Genomic DNA, 24,592 nt, shown 5'->3' with positions numbered 1-24,592 from the left:
TTGCGGAAATAACAAACAACATTGGCGAAAAAAATGCCGCCCAGTCAAAAACTGAACGGCATCTTTATTCCAACTGCAATCAAACAAGCCTGCAGCCCATCACAACATTAACCCACCCACTTACGCGCATTACGGAACATACGCATCCAAGGCGAATCCTCACCCCAAGCCTCAGGATGCCAGCTCTGCTGCACACTACGGAACACACGTTCTGCATGCGGCATCAACACAGTAAAGCGACCATCCGGCGTCGTTACCGAAGTAATACCTTGCGGCGAACCGTTAGGATTGTACGGATAGGTTTCTGTCGCACGACCCTTGTTATCCACAAAGCGCATAGCCACCAACGCTTCATTAATATCGCCAGTCAACGAGAAGTCTGCATAACCTTCGCCGTGCGCAATCGCAATCGCACTTTGCGTACCCGCCATGCCATTGAAGAAGATGGATGGGGAATCTGCCACTTCGACCATAGAGAAACGCGCCTGGAACTGTTCAGCCTTGTTACGCGTGAACTTAGGCCATGCTTGTGCGCCAGGAATAATCGATTTCAGATTACTCATCATCTGACAGCCGTTACAGATACCCAATGCAAAAGTATCCTGACGGCTGAAGAAGGTCGCAAATTGTTCAGCTAACTGGATATTGAACAGAATCGTTTTTGCCCAACCTTCACCTGCGCCCAGCACGTCACCATAAGAGAAGCCACCGACAGCGATCACGCCTTTGAAATCGCTCAGATGCGCGCGACCAGTAATCAAATCGCTCATGTGTACGTCGACTGCAGTAAAGCCAGCCTTGTGCATCACATACGCGGTTTCGATATGCGAGTTGACGCCCTGCTCACGCAGGATTGCCACTTTAGGACGCACGCCGGTCGCAATGTATGGTGCTGCGACATCTTCCTGCGGATCGAAAACCAATTTCGGCGTAATGCCTGGATCGAGCTTGTCGAGGATGCGATCGTATTCTGCGTCGGCACAATCAGGGTTGTCGCGCAGACGCGCGACACGCCAGCTGGTTTCGCTCCAGAAACGATGCAGATCAATACGCGACTGGCTGTAGATAGCCTTGGCATCACGTGTGAACTCGATCGTGTCGGTGCCATTTGGTTTACCGATGATGTGGCTGCATGCGCCGAGATTGTATTCACGCAGAACATTCATCACGTCCGACTTCTGCTCAGCACGTACCTGAATCACAGCACCCAGCTCTTCGCTAAACAAGGCGCGCAAAGTCAGATCGTTGCGACGCTCGGCAACTTGCGTCGCCCAGTTCTTCGCATCGCCGCCATCGCTGGCGTGTTCGCCTTCCAGCGTCAGGATATCCAGATTGACCGACAAACCGCTGTGACCGGCAAATGCCATTTCGCACAAGGTGGTGAACAAGCCACCATCGGAACGATCATGGTAAGCCAGCAATTTGTCTTCTTTATTCAAACGCTGGATCGCGTTGAAGAAACCTTTAAGGTCTTCTGCGCTATCGACGTCCGGCGTTTCATTACCAATTTGCTGCATGACTTGTGCAAAGCACGATGCACCCAGACGATTCTTGCCACGTCCCAGATCAATCGCGATCAGGACGGTATCGCCTGCATCCGTACGCAATTGCGGCGTCAACGATTTACGTACGTCATACACTGGTGAAAATGCCGATACGATCAGCGACACTGGCGAGATAACAGCTTTGTCTTCGCCCTCATCTTTCCATGTGGTACGCATAGACAGCGAATCTTTACCGACCGGAATGCTGATACCCAAGGCTGGGCACAACTCCATACCAACTGCTTTGACGGTATCGAACAAAGCAGCATCCTGTCCAGGCTGGCCACATGCTGCCATCCAGTTGGCGGAAAGCTTGATATCGGAGATATCGGCAATCGGCGCGGCCGCAATATTGGTTAATGCTTCACCCACGGCCATGCGACCGGATGCAGCAGCATTGATGACAGCCAGCGGTGTACGCTCACCCATCGCCATCGCTTCACCCAGATAACCATCAAAGCTCATCGTGGTGACCGCGCAATCGGCGACCGGCACTTGCCATGGACCGACCATTTGATCGCGCACAGTCGTGCCACCAACAGTACGATCACCAATCGTGATCAGGAAGGATTTATCAGCAACTGTAGGCAGACGCAAGACGCGTATTGATGCTTCCAGCAAATCGATGCCAGTGACATCGATCGCCGGCAAATCCTGCTGTACGTGCTGCACGTCGCGATGCATTTTTGGCGGTTTGCCCAGCAATACGTCCATCGGCATATCGACTGGATTATTGCCGTTTTCAGGATCGATCACTTTCAGTTGACGCTCTTCCGTCGCTGTACCGACCACTGCAAACAGGCAGCGTTCGCGCTCACACAGATAGGTGAACTGCGGCAGACTTTCCGGCGCAATCGCCAAGACATAACGCTCTTGCGATTCGTTGCTCCAGATTTCCTTAGGTGCCATGCCGCTCTCTTCCAGCGGGACTTTACGCAAATCGAAAATCGCGCCGCGTTTGGCGTCGTTGGTGATTTCCGGGAATGCATTCGACAAGCCACCAGCACCTACGTCATGAATCGACAAAATCGGATTGGCATCTTGCATTGCCCAGCAAGCATTGATGACTTCTTGCGCACGACGCTCCATCTCTGGATTACCGCGTTGCACTGAATCAAAATCCAGATCCGCAGTGTTGGTACCGGTCGCCATCGACGACGCAGCGCTACCGCCCATACCGATGCGCATGCCAGGACCGCCAAGCTGAATCAACAGGCTGCCGACTGGCAAATCGTGTTTTTTCGTATGATTGGCAGCGATACTACCGATGCCACCGGCGATCATGATCGGCTTGTGATAACCGTTGACCGAACCTGCTATGTTTTGTTCGTAGGTACGGAAATAGCCGCCGAGGTTCGGACGACCGAATTCGTTATTGAAAGCTGCGGCACCGATAGGACCTTCGACCATGATCTCCAATGGAGACGCGATACGGTCTGGTTTGCCATAAGCTTGCGATGACGCAGCACCTGCGATTGGCGCAGTCACATCATGATCGTTTTCCCATGCTTGCACGGCATCCGGCAGCATCAGGTTGGAAACAGTGAAACCGCTCAAACCTGCTTTAGGCTTGGCACCGCGACCGGTTGCACCTTCGTCACGGATTTCGCCGCCTGCGCCTGTCGATGCGCCCGGGAATGGGGAGATTGCGGTCGGATGATTATGCGTCTCGACTTTCATCAAGATATGCGTCAACTCTTCCGACGTTTCGTACACGTTGCCGCTTGCTGCACCACGTGGATAGAAACGTGTAACCGTTGCGCCTTCGATGACGGACGAGTTATCGCTATACGCCACCACGGTGCCGCGCGGCGCCAGTTGATGCGTATTTTTGATCATTGCAAACAGGGATTTATCCTGTTTTACGCCGTCGATCGTCCAGTCGGCATTAAAGATTTTATGACGGCAATGTTCGCTATTTGCTTGCGCAAACATCATCAATTCAACGTCAGTCGGATTACGCTTGGCAGTCGTAAATGCAGCCAGCAGATAATCGATTTCATCGTCAGACAATGCGAGACCGAGTTCAGTATTGGCGTTGACCAATGCGTCTTTACCGCCTTGGATCAAGTCGATAAAGGCCAAAGGTTTGGCATCCAACTCGCCGAACAAACCAGCCGCCTCATCCGCGCTACGCAGTACCATTTCGGTCATACGATCGTGCAGCAGAGCTTGCACTGCTGCAATGCTCTCATCCGACAGTTTTTTCGCGCCGCCGAGCAAGCCTGATTTCAAGTGCACGACATAGACTATCCCACGTTCGATACGGTGAATGTCTGCCATCCCGCAGTTATGCGCGATATCGGTTGCCTTGCTGGCCCACGGTGAAATTGTGCCGAAACGCGGAATCACGACAAACTCATCGCCTTCCAGCTTCGCTGTGAACGGTTCGCCATAGGTCAGCAGAGCATCCAGACGTTTGATGTCATCCGGCGAAAGCTGCGCAGCGGAATCAACAAAATGCAGGAAACGTCCAGTGACGCCGACTATGGCGTGATCGACTTGTTGCAGTTGGGTTAAGAGGCGTTCGGTACGAAAAGCAGACAGGGCGTTGGAACCTGGCAAAATCAGCATGGCGAGAAGGTAGTTGATGCGAAAAAACGGACAGATACGGCCGCCATCCCGCGAGTTAAATCAGAAAGCATGATTATACCGCGACACGCCCCCTAGACTGCCGAAACCGAAGCCAAACATTAGGTAAAAATGCAATAAGGGGCCACATTCTCATGTCGCCCCTTATCTTCCACCAGCAATTAGCTGTTATCTATCTGTTAATTCCATCTACCGGAACGGCCGCCTATGCTGAAGCGCCCTGCTCCCAGGCACACCAAAGCCAGCGCGGTAATCAGATACATGCCTTGCAATTCCAGCGCCCAGCCACCTTGGTCGTTCAAGGTAAAAAGCTGCTTCATGTGGACCAAAAATATGGCAAACGCCATATTGCCGGCAATAATCAGCGCCGCCGCACGCGACCAGATACCGACGATCAACAGAATAGGCGCAACCACTTCACCCAAATACACCAGATAACCAATTGCCGCCGGCAACCCTGCATCAGTCGCCACACTAATGACGAATGCAGGTCCTGCAATAAGTTTTGCAATACCGTGCAGCAGTATCAGTCCGCCCAACACCAAGCGCAAAAGTAACTTTCCAAGATCGTCAGTATTCTGCATGTTGCTCATCCTTGTTTAGGTTGATGATAGACAGAGCGATGAGACGTCTCACCAGCCTGCCGGGCATATTGCTGTAAATATAATACGCCTGCATTTGAGCAATGTGGCAAGTCATTCAAACAACAATGTAACTATTCACCCAGTAATTCTGCCACCGCTTGCAAGCCGTCGATATGCTCGGATATCACCTTGATGATGACGATGATGGGAATACCAAGCAACATACCCCATACGCCCCAGAGCCACGCCCAAAACAAGAGGGAAACGAATACCGCAGCAGCATTCATCTTGGCGATACGGCCCGTCATCCATGTCGTCACAAAGGTACCAACAATAGTTGCAATCGCCAGCGTCGCGCCACCGACGGCCAGGACAGATGAAAACGTCCCAAACTGCATGAATGCCGTCACTCCGGTCGCAGCCACAATCAACAGCGGCCCGAAATAAGGAATGATGTGCAGGAAGCCTGCAGCAACCGCCCATGCACCAGCATTTTCCAAACCGATCCAGCGCAAAGCGATCCACACCAGCAAACCGAATAAAACATTCGTCACCAACAGCATGAACATGTAGTTCTGAACCGACTTATTGATCGCATCCAGAATATGTACTGTGATCTTGCGGGACGATAAGGAACGGCCACTGATTTTCACCAATTTTCGCCGGAAGGTATCGCCTGACAGCAAAAAGAAAAACACCAGAAACACCACCATCACCGCTTGGCTCAAAAATCCGACCGCGCCCATCGATCCTGCCCATAACCACTGGCTCAGATTAAAAACAGATTGCTCAGTCGCCGTACTCTTGATCACCGGCCGTACACCTGCGGCTTGATTGGTTGCCTTTTCAATTTCTGTTGCCGCTGCTTGCATTTGCTGAATCGTACTGGTTTGTCCCTTCTGCAAGTTCTTTAGTGAGCGTGACAATTTTTGCGTCGCCGTCGGCAAGCTGACCAGTATCGAATTGAATTCATCGCGCAAATTATTTGCTGTTAATAATGCGCTGCACAGAAGTGCAACAATCACCAGCGACGTTCCCAGCAAACGCGGAATACGTATGCGCTCCAGCCAGACGACCAATGGGTTCAAGGTATAGGCAATAAAAATACCGAATAACAGCGGGATAAAAAAAGCATGTGCAACCGACAGTGCAAAGACAAACGCCACGATCGCAATAATCGTCAACGCCACACCACGCGAATTAACCGGCAAATGAATGACTGTCGTCGTGCCGGTCTGATTGGCTGGTATGCCAGTAACGACATCCGTGCTCTGTGACGCCACCGGATCTATATTTTTATCAGTCATTTTGTGTTTAGGGGAATGGCGCAATGAATAAAACCGCGCCTTTAAAAATGGAATAGAAGAATGAAAAAGATTGTCCCACATGCATTTCAATCACGCATCGCAATTTCTATGCGTGAAGAGGCACCATTGCCCTATGTACGATAACGCACGGACGACAAGTTGCTTATTGTTTATCTTGTAAAGGAAGGTGAATATCTGCATGCATAAGGGCAGGCACATTTATGAACCTGATCAAAAAGGAGATCTCATGCTCTATACCATTGCTGTTGTACTCGTTATCCTGTGGCTGGTCGGTTTGGTCAGTTCCTATACGATAGGCGGCTTCATCCATATTCTGCTGGTCATCGCTATCGTGATCGTATTACTGCGTATCATCAGTGGCCGCAAGCCTTTGTGACAACTCAGGCATCTCTTTTCAGATCGCGTCATACGTATTGATCTGAGCCATTTATCCGAAAAAGCCGTGCCAGCTTGGCGCGGCTTTTTTATTGCCAGATGACATCGTCGGCTATCTGCTTTTACGCAAGCAAGCGTCCAAATCCTCATATAGCTTGTGTCAAACCATAGATAAATCACGCTTTACAACCATTTTCCAACGTTTTTTCAAAAAATTGCATTGCTACTGCTGGTGTCTATATGTATCCGCTTGGTAACATGATGGGCTAATTCTGGGAAGGATAGAAGTAATGCAAGTAGCGGTTATCGGTGCAGGTGTCATTGGGGTAAGTACCGCCTATTTTTTGGCTGAAGCAGGACACGAAGTTGTCGTCATAGAACGCCACAACAATGTGGCAGAAGAAGCCAGCTTTGGCGATTCCGGCATTCTGGCTCCCAGCAGCATCGCACCATGGGCAGCGCCTGGCGTTCCGCGCTCCCTCCTATCTTATCTACTGAAAGCAGAATCTCCATTAGCGCTCAACCAGGTATGGAAGCCTTCCATGTTGCGCTGGATGCGCCGCTGGTTGAAAGAATCAAATCTCGAACGCTATCGCATCAATCGCGAACGCATGCAGCGCATCGCGTTTTACAGTCGCGACCTCATGCAGCAATTGCGCGAACAGCATCAACTCGATTACGAACAAACTCCCGGCTATCTGCAACTGTTTCGCTCTGAGCAGGATCTGCGACTGGCACAAACCGCTTTCGACTTCCTCACCGAATTCAACATTCCGCACAATGTACTCACCGCTGCCAATGCACACGCGTTAGAACCGGGACTCAATCCCAATACGCCACTTGCCGGCGGCTTGTATTTACCAGAGGATGAATCAGGCAATTGCCCGCTCTTTACGCGTCAGATTCGCGCTCTTGCGCAAGCCATGGGTGTGGAGTTTCATTTCGGTAGCAAGGTCAATACAATCCAGCAATCCGAGCGCGGCGTAGTCATGCAGATTGATGATCGCAGCTTTAGCGCAGATAGTGTCGTCCTCGCGACTGGCGCAGACAGTGCCAAGCTGCTCGCGCCACTGGGATTGCATCTTCCACTTTGCGCTGTGAAAAGTTATTCCGCAACGACGACTATCCGCAACTTTGAATCTGCACCGGTCGCGGCTGTGATGGATGAAACCTACAAAGTTGCCATCACGCGCATGGGTAAGCGCATCCGTGTCGCAGGCACAGCCGAATTAGGCTCGTCTGCACAAGAGCTGCGTCAGTCCGCATTAAACACCTTGCTGAAAGTCGGATACGACTGGTTCCCCGATGCCTGCAATTACAACACCGCCACATTCTGGTCAGGTACCAGCCTGATGTTGCCTGACGGTCCTCCAGTTATCGGTGCCACTTCAGTCAGAAACGTCTTCGTCAATATCGGCCACGGTTCTACCGGTTGGGCAATGGCAGCAGGATCGGGCAAAGTATTGGCCGACATCATTTCTGATCGCACACCTGATATCGATATCGATGGACTAACGCCTTTACGCTATCGGTAATTAATGCGGATGTAATTGGTCTAAAATCAAATGCGCCAGCGATCGCCCATGCCATCGCACTCATTTGATTGCAGATCCGACCATGACCGACATCCATACGCTTTACACCGTTGCCGATATTCGCAAGATAGAACAAGCGGCGCTCACGACACTACCCTCTTACACCTTGATGCAACGTGCCGGCAAAGCCGCGGCAGAGTTTGCCTACACGCTGCAACAAGAACGTGACAAAGCCGGTCGCATTCTGGTTTTGGCTGGCCCTGGCAATAACGGTGGCGATGCACTTGAAGCGGCAAGCCAGCTGGCGAATGCCGGTCTGAACGTTTCTATTTTTCTGACATCTGCTGCAGAGAATCTTCCGGCCGATGCACAGCAAGCATTGAAACGCGCCAAAACCGGCAAAGCCACATTTCTGGAAACCGTCGATACTGCTACGTTGAACACCACCGATTGGGCGCTAGTCATCGATGGTCTGTTCGGCATTGGCCTCACGCGTGCAATCACAGGTAGTACGCATGATCTAATTGCTGCAATCAATACTTTACCTTGCCAGATTCTCGCACTGGATGTACCTAGCGGATTAAACGCCGACACTGGTGCCATCGTCGGCGACGATCTCGGCATCGTCGTTCAAGCAACGCACACCATTACTTTTATCGGCAACAAACCTGGCTTGCATACATGTGACGGGCGCGATCATGCCGGCGAAGTCAGCGTAGCGACTCTGGATATTGCAGAGGATTTGTTCCCGACATCTCACATGCAATTAAGTCGCACCGAATTGTTCAGTAGCACTTTACGTCCCAGACGACACAATTCCAATAAAGGTAGTTATGGCGACGTCAGCATACTTGGCGGTGCACATGGCATGGTCGGTGCCGCCGTACTCGCCGCACGTTCTGCGGCCAAATGCGGAGCCGGACGTGTGTTTATCGCCAGCCTGGCGGAATCAATTACTTATGACAATCAGCAAGCCGAGTTGATGTGCCGTTTGGCTGGCAATATGGATTACGAGAGCACGACGACAGTCGCCGGTCCAGGATTAGGAACATCGCGACCGGCACACGACTGTCTCGCCAGAGCGATCCTTGCCAACACACCCTTAGTACTGGATGCCGACGCATTGAATCTCATCGCGGTCGAATCAGGCTTGAGACAAAAATTACTGTTACGTCACGCACCTACCATCTTGACGCCACATCCACTGGAAGCTGCGCGTCTGCTTGGTATCACAACGCAACAGGTGCAAGCAGACCGCCTCGCAGCAGCACGCACTCTGGCTGCGACATTCCAGGCGACAGCAATACTAAAAGGTTCTGGTACAGTGATCGCGACAGCTGACGGCGAGATCGTCATCAACACCACGGGCAATCCAGCATTGGCAACGGCAGGTTCTGGCGATGTATTGGCCGGCTTATGCGGCGCTTTGCTCGCGCAAAATTATCCGGCATGGGAAGCAGCCGTCGCTGCAGTATGGCTGCATGGCAAAGCAGCGGATGAATTAGTGGAAAATGGAATCGGGCCGATAGGCCTTACCGCGAGCGAACTGATTCCTGAAATTCGCTCTATCTTGAATCGTCTGGTTTATGCAAAACCAGCACGAATAAATTAGACCAGACGTCCCGCGGCAATCGTGATCGTTCGTTTGCACAAAGCAGCAATCGAAGGATCATGTGTCACCAGCACCAGCGTCGATGCACGCTCGCGATTCAATTCAAACATCAACTGAATCACCGACGCACCTGTTGCCGCATCCAGACTGCCGGTAGGCTCATCGGCGAACAATAATGGCGGCTCACTCACAAACGCGCGCGCCAATGCCACCCGTTGTTGCTCGCCACCGGACAGATATTTTGGATAATGCTTCAAACGGCTAGCCAGACCAACACGTGCCAGCATGGCTTCAGCTTTTTCCTTCGCCTTGTTATCGCCACGCAACTCCAATGGCAACATGACGTTTTCTACCGCATTCAAATGTCCCAGCAATTGAAACGATTGAAAGACAAAACCTAGTCTGGATTTACGTAAACCAGCACGTCCATCCTCATCCAAGGCAAAGATATCGGTGCCATCCAGCTTGACCGTGCCTTCGGAAGGCGTATCCAGTCCAGCCAGCAAACCAAGCAAAGTCGACTTGCCCGATCCGGACGCACCAACGATAGCAAGCGTGTCGCCCGCTTGCACGGTAAAATCAACAGCTTGCAGAATAGTCAGTTCACCAGTCGCGTCAGCTACACGTTTAGTCAGGTTGAGCGCTTCGATTGCAGGATACAAAGTAGAGGATTCAGGCATGCCGATTGATTTCAAGTTTTCGTATCAGGTGGGGAAAGTATTGCGAGCCATTGCATTGATCGCACTCGCATCGTTCACAATGAGCGCTTATTCTGCATCAAAAACCATACTCGTGCTCGGTGACAGCTTATCCGCAGAATATGGCTTGCAACGTGGTGAAGGCTGGGTCAATCTGCTACAGGAAAAACTGGCCGCAGAAAAAATCAGCGCATCCATTATCAATGCCAGCATTAGTGGTGAAACAACCAGCGGCGGCAAGACACGCTTGCAAACATTGCTCGATAAATATCAACCTGCCATCGTCGTGATTGAGCTTGGTGCCAACGATGCATTACGTGGCTTGTCGCTCATTTCCACCCAGTTGAATTTACGCGGCATGGTGACGGAAGCAAAGAATGCGAAAGCCAAAGTGCTGTTGGTCGGCATGCAAATACCGCCTAACTACGGCACCGATTACACACGACAGTTCGCTGACCTGTTCCCTAAAATTGCCAAAGACACAAAATCCGCACTCGTGCCTTTCATGCTGAAAGATGTCGCTGACAAACCGCAACTCTTTCAAGCTGATCGCATGCATCCCGCAGCAGAAGCGCATCCCATCATACTCAACAATATCTGGCCGCAACTCAAGCCATTGCTCACAAAGTGAATACATGAAGAAGTACCCCGCCCTGCTCCCTTTTGCTGAATTATTGCCGACGCTGGAGCAGTTCGATGCCGTCATTGATGTCCGCAGTCCCAGCGAATTTGCACTGGATCATATTCCTGGCGCGATCAATTGTCCGGTGCTGGATGATGAAGAGCGTCATCGCGTCGGCACGATGTACAGACAAATCGGCTCTTTTGAAGCAAAAAAAATTGGTGCCGCACTGATTGCGCACAACATCGCCAGCCATATCGAAACGCAATTCATAGACAAACCGCAAAACTGGAAACCTTTAATTTACTGCTGGCGCGGCGGCAATCGCAGCGGCGCCATGGCACTCATACTGGCGCGCATAGGCTGGCCGGCAGTGCAACTAGAAGGTGGTTACAAAGAGTATCGCCGCTTTGTAAATACAGAATTGGCCGAGCTGCCATCGCGCTTTACCTTTCAGGTTATTTGCGGCCCGACCGGCAGTGGTAAAAGTCGTTTGCTGCAAACACTCGCTCGCAACGGCGCTCAAGTTCTTGATCTGGAAAAACTGGCATCACATCGCGGTTCGGTACTCGGCAATTTACCAAGTGAAGCGCAACCTTCGCAGAAAAAATTTGAAAGCGATATCTGGCAAACCTTGCGCCAATTCGATCCTCAACGAGTCATCTACATAGAGTCAGAAAGCAAAAAAGTCGGCGATCTGCGTGTCCCGGATGCCTTGATCGAAAGCATGCGTAAATCCAAATGCATAGCCCTCAATCTGAGTCACGACAACAGAATCAAGTTACTCATGCAGGATTACTCACACTTCCTCAATGATCCGACTCTGCTGAATACCCAACTTGCTTGTCTGGTACAACTCCACGGTCGCGAAAAGATCGCACTATGGCAAGCAATGGCTACCAATCAAGAGATGGAAAAACTGGTCGGTGAATTACTGCGAGATCACTATGACCCCGCATATAGCCGATCAATCGAGAGAAATTTTGTGCATGTAAAGGAGGCGCAACAAATCGATCTATCAGGATTATCTGACGCCGAGTTCAATACTGCAGCAGAGCAAATCGACTTGCCGCCATCGACCTGATTATTTGATCACGCATGCAGCACATAATAAAAAAGCCGCTTTTCAGCGGCTTTTTTATTCAATGCACCTTAGTGCATAAAGTCTTTATTCTCCAGCATCTGTCTTGGCAACAGCAGGCTTAAGAATCTTCACTTTGGCTTTTTGTTTCAAGACATCGATATATGCCTGCATCTCTTCCTGAGCCAGCGCTGCAGTAATTTGCTGCTTCTCGGCTTGACGCTTGGCATCATCAACCTTCGTTGGTTGTACCACGCGCACTATGCGCAATACACCGTAACCTTGATTCGGCACTTCAACGCCAACATACGCAGGTAACTTGCTGGTGTCTGCCTTCATCACTGCCAGGAACAAGGCTGGATTCACGCCTTGGCTTTTCGCACGCGAGACTGTTTGCGTTGCCGAGAAGCCAGTCGCATCATCTTTCGCTTTCAACTCAGCCAATTTTGCTTCGCCAGCTTTTTTAGCCAGAGCAGTAGCTTCAACCTGAATCACGCGGTCACGTACTTGCGCCTTCACCTCTTCGAAAGGACGCTTGCTTGCAGGCTTGTACTCAATCACACGACCAGCGATCAGTGTATTTGGCGCAACTTCTACTGCTTCCGTGTTGCGTTTGTTTTTCAACGAATCTTCGGAGAACAATGCAGCCAGGAATTTCTGATTATTGAACGGTGCAGTCGGTGCGATAGCAGGATTCGGTTGGCGCGACAGATTATTAGCTGTTTCAATTTTCAGCTTCAGTTTGTCGGCCACTGTTTTCAGGCTATCAGCTTGCTCGTAGACCGTATTGTTGAAAACGTCTGCGGTTTCCGCATATTTTTTCACCACCAGTTGTTTTCTGATGTCGTTGGCGATTTCGCTTTTGACTTCATCCAGAGATTTGGTCGTGGCGGGCTTGATCGCCGTCACTTTGATGATGTGGAAGCCGTAATCCGATGGCACCAGATCACTCAACTCGCCTTGTTTCAGTTTGAAAGCCGCATCTTCAAATGGTTTGACCATCATGCCTTTGCTGAAGAAGCCGAGATCACCACCACGCTCTGCAGAACCTGGATCGTTCGAATTCTCTTTCGCCAGTTTGGCAAATTCCGCTGGATTCTTGCGCAGTGTTTCCAGCAATTTCTCAGCCTTGGCTTTCGCTGCGGCCTTGTCTGCATCGGATGCATCTTTATTCACTGCGACCAGAATGTGGCTGGCACGGCGCTGTTCATCCACGCCATAGTGCTTTGCATTTTGCTCGTAGTACGACTTGATGTCGGCATCGCTCACATTGATTTGCGAAGCCAGCGCATCAGCCGTCAGCACAACGTATTCAGCCTTCACTTCTTCCGGCACGGAAAACTCATTGCTCTTGTCGTAATACGCCTTGAGCATGTCGTCCGTCACCTTGACTTGTGAAGCATAGTCAGGTGCCTTGAAAGTCAGGTATTGCACTTCACGTTCTTGCTCGCCCAGCTCAGACAAACGCTTGGCCAGTGAGTCCGGCGCAAACGCTGTTGCTTGGATCGCTGCATTGACTTGCTGCATGGTCAAGTCATGACGCAAATTGCTTTCATACATCGTTGGCGTCATGCCTTGCGCTGCCAACAGTGACTTGTATCGTTCTATATCAAACTTGCCATCGGCCGTGGTCAAGCCCATGCCCATAATGGTTTGCTGCAAGGTTTGATCCGAGACGGATAATTTTTCGCGCTTGGCTTCGACTGCCAACACGCGTTGTGCAATCAGATTCTCCAGAACTTCTTGTTTCGCTTCTGGCGTATCGAACATCTTCGGATCGAATTGCTCGCCAAACATTTGGCGGAAACGCTCCATCTGGTCGCGTTGCGCCGCATCCCATTCCGGTTGCGTAATCGGCTGACCATCAACTTTTGCAACAGTCGTGGAAGAGTCGCCCATACTGGTGTAGCTCTCCAATCCGAACAATGCGAACGAAGGGAAAATTACCAGCAGCAGCAAAAACTGCATCAGACGTTGGTGGGTGCGAATGAAATCAAACATGGCTAACCAATCACAGACAAAGCGCGATCAATACGTCGCATATATGAAAAAAGGCGAACTCTCGTTCGCCTTTTTGGTTTTTGGCGGAGTGGACGGGACTCGAACCCGCGACCCCCGGCGTGACAGGCCGGTATTCTAACCAGCTGAACTACCACTCCTAAACTACTTGATGTTTATTTTGCGAGTTTGACTGATGGTGGGTGCTGACGGGGTCGAACCGCCGACCTACGCCTTGTAAGGGCGCCGCTCTACCAACTGAGCTAAGCACCCAAATCTTTGCTTAACCAGACAAACATACAGCGTTGTCACCACGCCGCAAAAGAAATTATTTTACAGTATGTTGAATCAATTTGCTACTAGTTAACCGCGTCTTTCAAAGCCTTGCCTGGTTTAAATTTAGGCACTTTAGCTGCTTTGATTTTGATGGCTTCGCCAGTACGTGGGTTACGACCCGTACGTGCTGCACGTTTACCTACGGAAAATGTACCGAAACCAACCAAGGTAACAGTGCCATTTTTTTTCAATGTGGTTTTGACTGCACCGATCACAGCGTCAAGCGCGCGTGCTGCCGCAGCTTTGGAAATATCAGCGGAACCAGCAATGTGGTCAATCAATTCGGTTTTATTCACTTACGTCCCCTCACAAAGGTTTAATACCGCATCTCGTTCTTACGAAAAAGTAGTAAGACGACGATGCGGACGCAGAAAAATCTGCAGGAAGTATTAAACAAGCCGCAAAGCCTTGTGTCAAGCGCTTTGCAAAGCTTTTACCTCTGAAAATTAACATTTTTTTCTGTTTTGGATTCTCAACATTCATGCATACGATATTTTCACGCGAAAAAAAAGCGCTCCGAAGAGCGCTTTTTAAATGCTAACTATCAATGCTTCATGACACTGGGATCAGTTGGCTCAGCAGGTTTGGCAACAGCAGTATCAACCACCGCAACTTCCTCATCCGTCAATGGTACTGGCGCGCGTTCCAATGCGATTTCAAGCACTTTATCGATCCAGCGAACTGGAACGATTTCAAGCTTGTTCTTCACATTGTCTGGAATCTCTGCAAGATCCTTCACGTTTTGTTCAGGTATCAAAACAGTCTTGATACCACCGCGATGCGCCGCCAACAGTTTCTCTTTCAAGCCACCGATAGGCAGCACTTCGCCACGCAAGGTAATCTCGCCCGTCATCGCAACATCAGCACGCACAGGAATACCCGTGAACACCGACACCATCGCCAAGGTCATCGCTACACCAGCCGATGGACCATCCTTAGGCGTTGCCCCTTCAGGTACGTGGATATGGATATCGCTCTTTTCGAAGATATCGGCTTTGATACCCAGTTTCTTCGCGCGGCTACGCACAACTGTGCGCGCTGCTTCGATCGATTCCTTCATCACGTCGCCCAAGGTACCGGTACGAATGATGCCGCCCTTACCTGGCATCGCCATCGATTCGATCGTCAGCAAATCACCACCGACTTCGGTCCATGCCAAACCGACGACCTGGCCGATTTGGTTTTCTTTCTCAGCCACACCGAAATCGAATTGGCGCACGCCAAGGAATTTATCGAGGTTCTTGGTCGAGATCGTGACTTTTTTATCCTGCTTTTTGAGCAGCAACATTTTCACGACCTTGCGGCAGATCTTCGAAATTTCCCGTTCCAGCGAACGCACACCGGCTTCACGTGTGTAGTAACGAATGATGTCGCGTATCGCGGATTCAGCCACGCTAATCTCGTCTTCTTTCAGACCATTGTTCTTGATCTGCTTAGGCAACAAGTAACGTTGCGCGATGCTGGTTTTTTCATCTTCGGTATAACCCGACAGACGAATCACTTCCATACGATCGAGCAAAGCTGGCGGGATGTTGTACGAGTTCGACGTCGCAACAAACATCACGTCCGACAAATCGAAATCGACTTCAACGTAATGATCCGAAAACGTGTGGTTTTGCTCAGGATCAAGTACCTCAAGCAAAGCCGACGACGGATCGCCACGGAAATCCATACCAAGTTTGTCGATCTCATCCAACAGGAACAACGGATTGCGCACGCCGGTTTTCGCCAGGCTTTGCAAAATCTTGCCAGGCATAGAACCGATGTAAGTACGACGATGACCGCGAATCTCGGCTTCATCACGCACACCACCCAAGGCCATACGCACGAACTTGCGGTTCGTCGCACGAGCGATCGACTGACCCAGCGAGGTTTTACCCACGCCTGGAGGACCAACGAAGCACAGGATAGGCGCTTTCAGTTTGTCGACGCGTTGTTGCACGGCGAGGTATTCCAGAATGCGTTCTTTCACCTTGTCGAGACCGTAGTGATCGTCTTCCAATACTTTTTCCGCATTGGCCAGATCGTTGTTCACTTTCGATTTTTTCTTCCAAGGCAAACCAAGCAAGGTATCGATGTAGTTACGCACGACCGTTGCTTCGGCTGACATCGGCGACATCAGCTTGAGTTTCTTCAACTCATTCTGAGCCTTGGCCAATGCTTCCTTAGGCATCTTGGCGGCAATAATTTTCTTCTCGAGATCTTCGAGATCAGCGCCCTCTTCGCCTTCGCCCAATTCTTTTTGAATCGCTTTGACTTGCTCGTTTAAATAGTATTCGCGCTGCGATTTTTCCATCTGGCGCTTTACACGACCACGGATGCGCTTCTCAACTTGCAGAATGTCGAGTTCGCCTTCCAGTTGGCCGAGCAGATGCTCATAGCGTTTCGCTACGTTGAAGATTTCCAGGATGACTTGCTTCTGCTCAAGTTTGAGCGGCAAGTGCGCAGCGATGGTGTCAGCCAGACGGCCGGCATCATCGATGCCTGCCAGCGATGTCAAAATCTCTGGCGGGATTTTTTTGTTCAGTTTTACGTATTGATCGAACTGCTGAACGATCGCGCGACGCATCGCTTCCACTTCGGACTCATCGCCCGCTTCGGACTCAATCGGCGTGAGATCAGCAACGAAATGCGTATCCAGCTCACTGATGTGATGGATACGTGCACGTTGCGCGCCTTCGACCAACACCTTTACGGTGCCGTCTGGCAGCTTCAACATTTGCAGAATATTGGCGACGCAACCGATTTCATAAATATCATCGGCTGACGGTTCGTCTTTGGCAGCGGCTTTTTGCGCGGCAAGCATAATGCTCTTGCCTTGCTCCATCGCAGCTTCGAGCGCCTTGATTGATTTAGGACGACCGACGAACAGAGGAATTACCATGTGCGGGAAGACAACGACATCACGCAACGGTAACAGCGGCAGTTGGGTTTGTTCAGTGGAAATAGTAGTCGTCATGGCGAGCCTTATCTATAAACGTGTTAATGATGTTGGCGCTAACGGCCAAAACACAAGCCCGGACAGCAACAAAAATCATCCAGAAAAATAAAAAAGCCACCCGCGAAGTTGTCTTCGAAGTGGCTTTACTATGGAAGCCTGAATGATCCCTGCTGGTTTTAATTGTACTGCGTTTTAATTGAAAAACGGGCTAAAAAAGCCCGTTTTTGGTAATTTCTGCCTGTTTTTACAAAACTTTACTGTTTTGCTCCAGATACTTTCGGCTGTTCATGATAGATCAGCAATGGCTTCGCGCCATTTGTGATCGTACCTTCATCAATGACAACCTTGGCAACATTTTGCTCATTCGGCAATTCGAACATGACGTCCAGCAATGCATGCTCAAGTATCGAACGCAAACCGCGTGCACCAGTTTTGCGTGCAATTGCCTTCTTCGCAATTGCCTGCAAGGCAGCAGGACGGATTTCCAGTTCTGCACCTTCCATTTGCAATAGTTTGGAATATTGCTTGATCAGCGCATTCTTTGGCTCGAGCAAGATCTGGATCAATGCTTCTTCATCCAATTCACGCAATGTTGCAACCACAGGCAGACGACCGACCAATTCAGGAATCAAACCGAATTTGATCAAATCTTCAGGTTCTGTATCCAGCATGACCTGGCTGGCAGTACGCTCTTCACGACTCTTCACGCTAGCCGAGAAGCCGATACCGCTCTTCTCCGAACGCTCGGAAATGATCTTCGCCAAGCCATCAAATGCGCCACCGCAGATGAACATGATGTTGGTCGTGTCGATTTGTACGAAATCCTGATTCGGATGCTTGCGACCACCTTGTGGTGGCACTGAAGCCATCGTACCTTCGATCAACTTCAGCAAAGCTTGCTGTACACCTTCACCGGAAACGTCACGTGTGATCGATGGATTATCGGACTTACGCGAGATCTTGTCGATTTCATCGATATAGACGATACCTTTTTGCGCACGTTCGACTTCGTAGTTACAGTTCTGCAAAAGCTTCTGAATGATGTTTTCCACATCTTCACCAACGTAACCAGCTTCAGTCAGCGTCGTTGCATCGGCGATGACGAACGGCACGTCCAAAGTGCGCGCCAGTGTCTGCGCCAGCAAGGTCTTGCCAGAACCAGTAGGACCGACCAGCAAAATATTACTCTTCGCCAGTTCTACATCGTCCTTCTTGCCGAGATGCTTCAGACGTTTGTAGTGATTGTAGACAGCGACTGACAAAATGCGTTTTGCCGCATTCTGCCCGATCACATATTGATCCAGCAATTCACATAATTCTTGTGGTGTTGGCAGATCCGTACGCGGACCAGCAACGCTTTCTACACTCGATGCTTCATCGCGGATGATGTCATTGCATAAATCAATACATTCATCGCAAATAAACACGGATGGCCCAGCAATGAGCTTTTTCACCTCGTGCTGGCTCTTGCCGCAAAACGAGCAGTAGAGCAGTTTTTCGCCGGTTGAGGATTTTTTCTCTGACATGGTGCGCGTTATCTATGGTTGGGTATGGATTGATATTACCTGCGAATTACAAATTCGTCACGCCATGCAAAAAAGTTAGTGTGAAATGGCCTGCGCCACAAAACAAAACGCCCGAACGTTGATGCGCCCGGGCGTCACTTATTACATAGCCAACGAATCAAGCGCGCGTTGTCAAAACTTTATCGATCATGCCGTACTCAACAGCAGCATCGGCCGACATGAAATTGTCTCGATCAGTATCTTTACTGATTTCGTCTATCGTTTTGCCGGTTCTTTCAGCAAGAATACCGTTCAATCTTTCACGCAAATACAAGATTTCGCGTGCCTGGATTTCGATATCCGAAGCTTGGCCTTGCGCACCGCCCAAAGGCTGATGAATCATGATGCGTGAATTAGGCAAGGAGAAACGTTTGCCTTTTTCACCAGCTGCCAACAGGAAAGCACCCATCGACGCAGCCAAACCTGTGCACAAAGTCGAGACATTCGGCTTGATGAACTGCATCGTGTCATAAATCGCCATGCCGGCCGAAACCGAGCCGCCTGGCGAGTTAATGTACAAGGAAATATCCTTGTCTGGATTTTCGCTTTCCAGGAACAGCAACTGCGCAACAACCAGATTAGCCGATTGATCATTCACTGGACCAACCAGAAAAATGATGCGTTCTTTCAGCAAACGCGAATAAATATCGTATGCGCGTTCACCGCGACCGCTCTGTTCGACCACCATTGGAACCATACCGAGCATATCGGTATCAAGAGCAGAAGTACGAGTCATGCTTGTGGTCATGTGCTTTCCTTATGAGCGCACAAGTGCTTAAGCTTGTGCGTTGTTACCCATCAATTCATCGAATGCAACCGGTTTCTCGGTTACTTTCGCTTTACCCAGCACGTAGTTGACGACGTTTTCTTCCAATACAAGGGCTTCAACTTCGGCCAAACGGCTACGGTCGCTGAAATAATACTTCAGAACTTGTTGTGGGTCTTCGTAGCTCTGCGCGAATTCTTCAACTTGCGCTTTAACTTGTTCTGGTTTTGCTTGCAGATCGTTCGCTTTCACGACTTCTGCCAAGATCAAACCAAGACGTACGCGACGCTCTGCTTGCTCGGTGAACAATTCAGGTGGGAATGGCAAGTCACTGACTTTCATACCGCGCTGAGTCATATCTTGACGCGTCATTTCCATCAAACGCTCTACGTCTTGATCGATCAGAGTTTTAGGAACGTCCAACTCGCTGTTCTTGATCAGTGCATCCATGACGCTGTCTTTGGTCTTGGCCTTGATACGGCTGCTGACTTCGCGCTGCAGATTAACTTTGATATCTTCACGCATTTTTTGCAGGTCGCCATCTGGAATGCCCAGCGATTTTGCAAATTCAGCATCGACTTCCGGCAGATGCGCCCATTCGATTTGCTTCAATGTGATCGTGAATTCAGCTGTTTTGCCTGCCACGTCTTTACCGTGGTAATCAGCAGGGAAAGCCAATGGGAAGGTTTTCGATTCGCCAACTTTCAAGCCGATAGTGCCAGCTTCAAATTCAGCCAACATACGACCTTCGCCCAAGACGAAAGCGTAGTCTTCAGCTTTGCCGCCTTGGAATTCAACGCCGTCGATAGTACCGACGAAGTCGATAGTGACGCGATCACCATTTTTAGCTGTCAGATCGGAGCCGCCATCGCCGTGCGCGCTTTGCTCGCCTTTGACGTGGTAGTGCACGCGTTGCTTACGCAGGATGTCGATAGTTTTATCGATTTCTGCATCGCTAACGTCAACCGTGGTTTTTTCCACTTCGGCTGCCGACAAGTCACCCACTTTAACTTCTGGGTAAACTTCAAACGTTGCATTGAAAACCATGGTGCCATCTGTAGCAGCATCGTCAGTTTTCGGTTCGATTTTTGGAAAACCAGCAACGCGCAGATTGTTTTCGCTAGCAGCTTCGTTGAATGCACGACCTACTTTGTCGTTCAATACTTCGTTTTCGACTTGATAGCCGTACTGTTGCGCGACCATTTTCATCGGCACTTTACCAGTACGGAAGCCAGGCGCCTTGACCGTACGAGCACGGACTTTCAGGCGTTTTTCAACTTCCGCTTGTACATCAGCCATAGGCACGGTGATCGTGATACGGCGTTCAAGTTTGTCCAGAGTTTCGACTGCAGTTGCCATGTGAATCGTCCAAAAAATAAAAAATTCTGTGGTGCGAGGAGGGGGACTCGAACCCCCACACCATTGCTGGCGTCAGGACCTAAACCTGGTGCGTCTACCAATTTCGCCATCCTCGCGGGAATGTGCACTAAGTGCGCAAATACAAAAGCAAAAGGCGACCACGAAGTGAAAATTAGGGTCGCCCTGCACTGCCTTTTGTATCGGCTGTTCAACTTCAACCCGGGATTTTACTGGATTTTACGAAGCCTGCGCTGATTTTTGACACTTTGCCTACTCTAGCCAATCAAGTGCATGCTTAGACAGGCAAATTTATCTCGCATTTAAGCAATGAATTAAGACTGCTGCAAGCAACAAAGTTACTGATCAATAGACGAGAAACACTAGCTGATTTGACAGCTGCGCATCTATTTTCAATTACTATGCGGGCTAGCAATCAGCATCCCGCAAAGAAACTTTTACTCTTTGCCAATAAAGAAATTAGCCTTCACTTACCGATTACGCCTCTCAAGCATCCATGTCCGTTGATCATTACGAAAACTTCCCTGTTGCATCCATACTCTTGCCAGCCAAGTTGCGTCCGGCAGTTGAGGTCATTTATGCGTTTGCCCGTAGCGCAGACGATCTGGCCGACGAAGGCGATGCCACTCCTGAGGAAAGATTAGCGGCACTGGCAGAATACGAAAAAGGTCTGGATCAAATCGAGGCAAGACAAACGCCCGATATGGCTCTGTTCAGGGCATTGGAACAAGTCGTGACAGAGTATCAATTGCCTTTGCAACCATTCCGCGATCTGCTGTCTGCATTCAAGCAGGATGTTGTCACCACGCGCTATGCGAATTTTGATGCTCTGCTGGATTACTGCCGTCGCTCTGCCAATCCGGTCGGTACCTTGATGCTGCATTTATACGGTGCGGCCAATGCAGAAAATCTGCGTGACTCAGACGCCATTTGCTCTGCGCTTCAGCTCATCAATTTTTGGCAGGATGTCGCGATCGATTGGGAAAAAGAACGTATTTATCTGCCTCTGGAAGATATGCAGACGTTCAACATTGCTGAAAAACAAATTGCCAGCCAGGACGTAGACGATGCATGGCGCAAGCTAATGCAATTTGAAGTGGCACGTGCACGCACCATGCTGGTGTCCGGCGCACCACTGGCATTACGCCTGCCCGGGCGCATAGGCTGGGAGCTACGTCTGGTTGTGCAAGGCGGTTTGCGCATATTGGAGCGCATAGAAGCGTCAGATTACGATATGTTTCGCCATCGCCCGAAACTAGGAAAAAGCGATTGGCTGATTTTGTTGTGGCGTGCAATCCGCATGAAGGCGCAATAATTCGTCAAGCCTAATTTGCAATCCCAGCGTTCAAACGTGCTTCACCCAACAAATTACTCGAAATCGCCAGACATTATTTGTTCCGATTGCCTTAGTCGGCTAGCATAGCGGCTTCATTCAGCGTCTAGCGCCCTACTCGCATCTACCTATTTATGTCTCCCGACGAATACTGCCAACAAAAAACCGCTCAAAGCGGTTCCAGCTTTTATTACAGCTTTCTGTTCCTGACGCCGGATCGCCGTCGCGCCATTACCGCGCTGTACGCTTTTTGCCGCGAAGTCGATGACACTGTTGATGAATGTACTGATGTATCAATTGCACGCACCAAACTGATCTGGTGGCGCAAGGAAGTCGCCACGATGACATCTGGCACACCTACACATCCAGTCACTAAAGCACTACAACCGCATCTGAGCGTATATGACCTCGATATCGAACACCTGATTGCCATCATCGATGGCATGGAGATGGATCTCGACCAGAATCGCTATCTCGACTTTATCGGCTTGCAAAAGTATTGCTGGCACGTTGCCAGCGTGGTCGGCATTTTATCCGCCAAGATTTTTGGTGTGACGAATCCGCAAACATTGCAATACGCTGAAAAATTGGGATTGGCATTTCAACTGACAAACATCATCCGCGATGTCGGCGAAGATGCACGCAAAGGCCGCATCTATCTACCCGTCAACGAACTGCAGCAATTCAACGTCACCGCAGCCGACATCCTGAATGCACGCCACAGCGACAACTTCGAAAAGCTCATGCAATTTCAAGCCACACGCGCGCAAAAATTGTATGACGAAGCCTTTGCCTTATTACCTAAAGAAGACAGACGCGCGCAGCGTCCAGGCCTGATCATGGCTGCGATCTATCGCGCCGTACTGACCGAAGTCGAACGCGATGGCTTTCATGTATTGAACCAGCGCATTTCTCTCACGCCTATCCGCAAGTTATGGCTGGCGTGGATCACCTATGTACGCGGTTAATGGCTGAAGCAAAAAAAATTGCAGTCATCGGGGCTGGCTGGGCAGGTTGCTCAGCGGCGGTCGAACTGGCAATTGCCGGACATGCCGTCACACTATTCGAATCATCACGTACCTTGGGCGGCCGCGCTCGCGCCGTCGAGATTCAAGACAAGCTGCTGGACAACGGACAACACATCCTGCTCGGTGCCTATACCGAAACCCTACGCCTGTTAAAAACCATAGGTGTGGCAGCAGACGATGCACTGCTACGTCTGCCGCTGCAAATGCGCTATCCATCCGGCTGTGACGGCATGGACTTTGTTGCACCTCGCCTACCAGCGCCTTTGCATCTGCTTGCTGCACTGTTGCGTGCTACCGGTTTGGGCGGTGCAGACAAGATGGCGCTCGCACGTTTTTCCACTACCGCGCGTTGGATGGATTGGCGCTTGCATACTGATTGCAGCGTAAGTGAATTACTGGAACGTTTCGACCAGACCGAACGCCTGATCAAACTGATGTGGCAACCACTATGTATAGCGGCGCTCAATACACCGCCGGAACGCGCATCTGCGCAAGTATTTCTGAATGTATTACGAGATAGTCTCGGTGCTGCACGCGCAGCATCCGATATGCTGATCCCGCGCACAGACCTGACATCCTTGCTGCCACAACAAGCCGCTGCTTTTATTGAGCAAAACAAAGGTCTCGTCAAAGCAGGCGCTAACGTACAAAAAATAACAGCCAGTGATCAACAATGGCTGCTCACGCTGAAAAACGAAGAATCGATTGAAGAATTATTTGACGCTGTCGTCATAGCAACGCCAGCGACGACAGCAGCGGCATTATTGGCAGGATCAGCAGCAGAGGCACAAGTCCCAACGTTCGACTACGAACCCATCACTACCTGCTATTTGCAATACCCCGCAGAGACGCGACTCGCCGCACCCTTCTATGCATTGGCCGACGATGCGGATCAAGGATATTGGGGGCAATTTGTTTTTGATCGTGGGCAACTAGATGCAAGCCAGGATGGCTTGCTTGCAGTGGTAGTGAGCGTATCAACAGCGGCAACTGAACTGGGACAAGAAGCCTTGTCTGCAGCGATTGCAGCGCAACTGGCCAGCTCGCTACAAATGCCACAATTGGCGCAGCCGCAATGGAGCAAGGTCATTTCAGAAAAACGTGCGACGTTTTCCTGTACGCCGGGCTTGCAACGTCCGGAAGAAAAAACCGTGTTTCCCCATCTCGTTCTCGCCGGGGATTATCTGGCCAGCGATTATCCTGCAACACTGGAATCTGCAGTACGCAGCGGCGTCAAAGCCGCTACCTTACTGAAACAGCATTTCGTTTGACTCTAT

18 protein-coding genes and 3 tRNA genes are annotated in these 24,592 nt (G+C 50.3%); 8 read left to right on the top strand and 13 right to left on the bottom strand.

The genetic code is table 11. The features are described from left to right. Window positions 1-107 precede the first annotated feature (107 nt). From purL to AC07N2_RS13185, 3 genes are all read right to left on the bottom strand, one after another. Window positions 108-4,118: a phosphoribosylformylglycinamidine synthase gene (purL, locus tag AC07N2_RS13195; RefSeq protein WP_494778645.1), complete on the bottom strand. Its 4,011-nt coding sequence runs from the start codon at window positions 4,116-4,118 to the stop codon at window positions 108-110. Between the two features lie 197 nt (window positions 4,119-4,315). Next, window positions 4,316-4,729, bottom strand: a complete 414-nt coding sequence (locus AC07N2_RS13190) for a DoxX family protein (RefSeq protein WP_494778644.1) — start codon at window positions 4,727-4,729, stop codon at window positions 4,316-4,318. A gap of 122 nt (window positions 4,730-4,851) precedes the next feature. After that, a complete protein-coding gene (locus tag AC07N2_RS13185; RefSeq protein ID WP_494778643.1) occupies window positions 4,852-6,027 on the bottom strand; it encodes an AI-2E family transporter in 1,176 nt (391 codons plus the stop codon). A gap of 247 nt (window positions 6,028-6,274) precedes the next feature. Between AC07N2_RS13185 and AC07N2_RS13180 the strand changes: the two genes are divergently transcribed. From AC07N2_RS13180 to AC07N2_RS13170, 3 genes are all read left to right on the top strand, one after another. Beyond that, window positions 6,275-6,424, top strand: a complete 150-nt coding sequence (locus tag AC07N2_RS13180) for a lmo0937 family membrane protein (protein WP_112992551.1) — start codon at window positions 6,275-6,277, stop codon at window positions 6,422-6,424. 289 nt (window positions 6,425-6,713) lie between these two features. Next, window positions 6,714-7,958 (top strand): D-amino acid dehydrogenase, encoded by a 1,245-nt coding sequence (locus tag AC07N2_RS13175; RefSeq protein ID WP_494778642.1) that lies wholly within the window; start codon window positions 6,714-6,716, stop codon window positions 7,956-7,958. A gap of 82 nt (window positions 7,959-8,040) precedes the next feature. Beyond that, the gene (locus AC07N2_RS13170) at window positions 8,041-9,570 is read left to right on the top strand and encodes an NAD(P)H-hydrate dehydratase (protein WP_494778641.1); all 1,530 of its coding nucleotides are present in this window, start codon (window positions 8,041-8,043) and stop codon (window positions 9,568-9,570) included. On the opposite strand, the gene AC07N2_RS13165 is transcribed toward AC07N2_RS13170, so the two are convergent. Then, a complete protein-coding gene (locus tag AC07N2_RS13165; RefSeq protein WP_494778640.1) occupies window positions 9,567-10,250 on the bottom strand; it encodes an ABC transporter ATP-binding protein in 684 nt (227 codons plus the stop codon). The genes AC07N2_RS13170 and AC07N2_RS13165 overlap by 4 nt on opposite strands. On the opposite strand from AC07N2_RS13165, the gene AC07N2_RS13160 reads away from it, so the two are divergent. Then, entirely contained in the window at window positions 10,249-10,899 is a 651-nt protein-coding gene (locus tag AC07N2_RS13160; RefSeq protein ID WP_494778639.1) for an arylesterase, read from the top strand. The genes AC07N2_RS13165 and AC07N2_RS13160 overlap by 2 nt on opposite strands. Window positions 10,900-10,903: 4 nt before the next feature. After that, the gene (mnmH, locus tag AC07N2_RS13155) at window positions 10,904-11,974 is read left to right on the top strand and encodes a tRNA 2-selenouridine(34) synthase MnmH (RefSeq protein WP_494778638.1); all 1,071 of its coding nucleotides are present in this window, start codon (window positions 10,904-10,906) and stop codon (window positions 11,972-11,974) included. 84 nt (window positions 11,975-12,058) lie between these two features. On the opposite strand, the gene AC07N2_RS13150 is transcribed toward mnmH, so the two are convergent. The 9 genes from AC07N2_RS13150 to AC07N2_RS13110 form a co-directional block, all read right to left on the bottom strand. Then, on the bottom strand, window positions 12,059-13,972 hold the full coding sequence (locus tag AC07N2_RS13150; RefSeq protein WP_494778637.1) for a SurA N-terminal domain-containing protein: 1,914 nt from the start codon (window positions 13,970-13,972) through the stop codon (window positions 12,059-12,061). Window positions 13,973-14,053: 81 nt separating this feature from the next. Continuing rightward, window positions 14,054-14,130 (bottom strand) — tRNA-Asp (locus AC07N2_RS13145). Window positions 14,131-14,166: 36 nt separating this feature from the next. Next, window positions 14,167-14,242 (bottom strand) — tRNA-Val (locus tag AC07N2_RS13140). Window positions 14,243-14,328: 86 nt separating this feature from the next. Continuing rightward, window positions 14,329-14,601, bottom strand: coding sequence for an HU family DNA-binding protein (locus tag AC07N2_RS13135; protein ID WP_076591497.1), 273 nt, complete (start codon window positions 14,599-14,601; stop codon window positions 14,329-14,331). Window positions 14,602-14,849: 248 nt separating this feature from the next. Then, window positions 14,850-17,264, bottom strand: coding sequence for an endopeptidase La (gene lon / locus AC07N2_RS13130; protein ID WP_076591498.1), 2,415 nt, complete (start codon window positions 17,262-17,264; stop codon window positions 14,850-14,852). A 236-nt stretch (window positions 17,265-17,500) separates the two neighbouring features. After that, window positions 17,501-18,772 (bottom strand): ATP-dependent Clp protease ATP-binding subunit ClpX, encoded by a 1,272-nt coding sequence (gene clpX, locus AC07N2_RS13125; protein ID WP_076591499.1) that lies wholly within the window; start codon window positions 18,770-18,772, stop codon window positions 17,501-17,503. Window positions 18,773-18,929: 157 nt separating this feature from the next. Further along, a complete protein-coding gene (clpP, locus tag AC07N2_RS13120) occupies window positions 18,930-19,559 on the bottom strand; it encodes an ATP-dependent Clp endopeptidase proteolytic subunit ClpP (protein WP_076591500.1) in 630 nt (209 codons plus the stop codon). A gap of 27 nt (window positions 19,560-19,586) precedes the next feature. Beyond that, on the bottom strand, window positions 19,587-20,936 hold the full coding sequence (gene tig / locus AC07N2_RS13115) for a trigger factor (protein WP_076591501.1): 1,350 nt from the start codon (window positions 20,934-20,936) through the stop codon (window positions 19,587-19,589). Between the two features lie 29 nt (window positions 20,937-20,965). Further along, window positions 20,966-21,052 (bottom strand) — tRNA-Leu (locus tag AC07N2_RS13110). A gap of 398 nt (window positions 21,053-21,450) precedes the next feature. On the opposite strand from AC07N2_RS13110, the gene hpnC reads away from it, so the two are divergent. The 3 genes from hpnC to hpnE all read left to right on the top strand — a co-directional run bounded on the left by hpnC (window position 21,451) and on the right by hpnE (window position 24,586). Next, window positions 21,451-22,269 carry a squalene synthase HpnC gene (gene hpnC / locus AC07N2_RS13105; RefSeq protein WP_494778636.1) on the top strand — a complete coding sequence of 273 codons (819 nt, stop codon included), beginning with the start codon at window positions 21,451-21,453 and terminating at the stop codon, window positions 22,267-22,269. Window positions 22,270-22,421: 152 nt separating this feature from the next. Continuing rightward, the gene (gene hpnD / locus AC07N2_RS13100; protein ID WP_494778635.1) at window positions 22,422-23,255 is read left to right on the top strand and encodes a presqualene diphosphate synthase HpnD; all 834 of its coding nucleotides are present in this window, start codon (window positions 22,422-22,424) and stop codon (window positions 23,253-23,255) included. Next, a complete protein-coding gene (gene hpnE, locus AC07N2_RS13095; protein WP_494778634.1) occupies window positions 23,255-24,586 on the top strand; it encodes a hydroxysqualene dehydroxylase HpnE in 1,332 nt (443 codons plus the stop codon). The genes hpnD and hpnE overlap by 1 nt, the downstream gene beginning before the upstream one ends. The last annotated feature ends 6 nt before the right edge of the window (window positions 24,587-24,592 follow it).

The sequence above is a fragment of the Herminiimonas sp. GW821-FHT09C12 genome (assembly GCF_059416385.1).
Note: the sequence above shows the minus strand (reverse complement) of the source record. Positions and strands in the feature narration are given on the sequence as shown.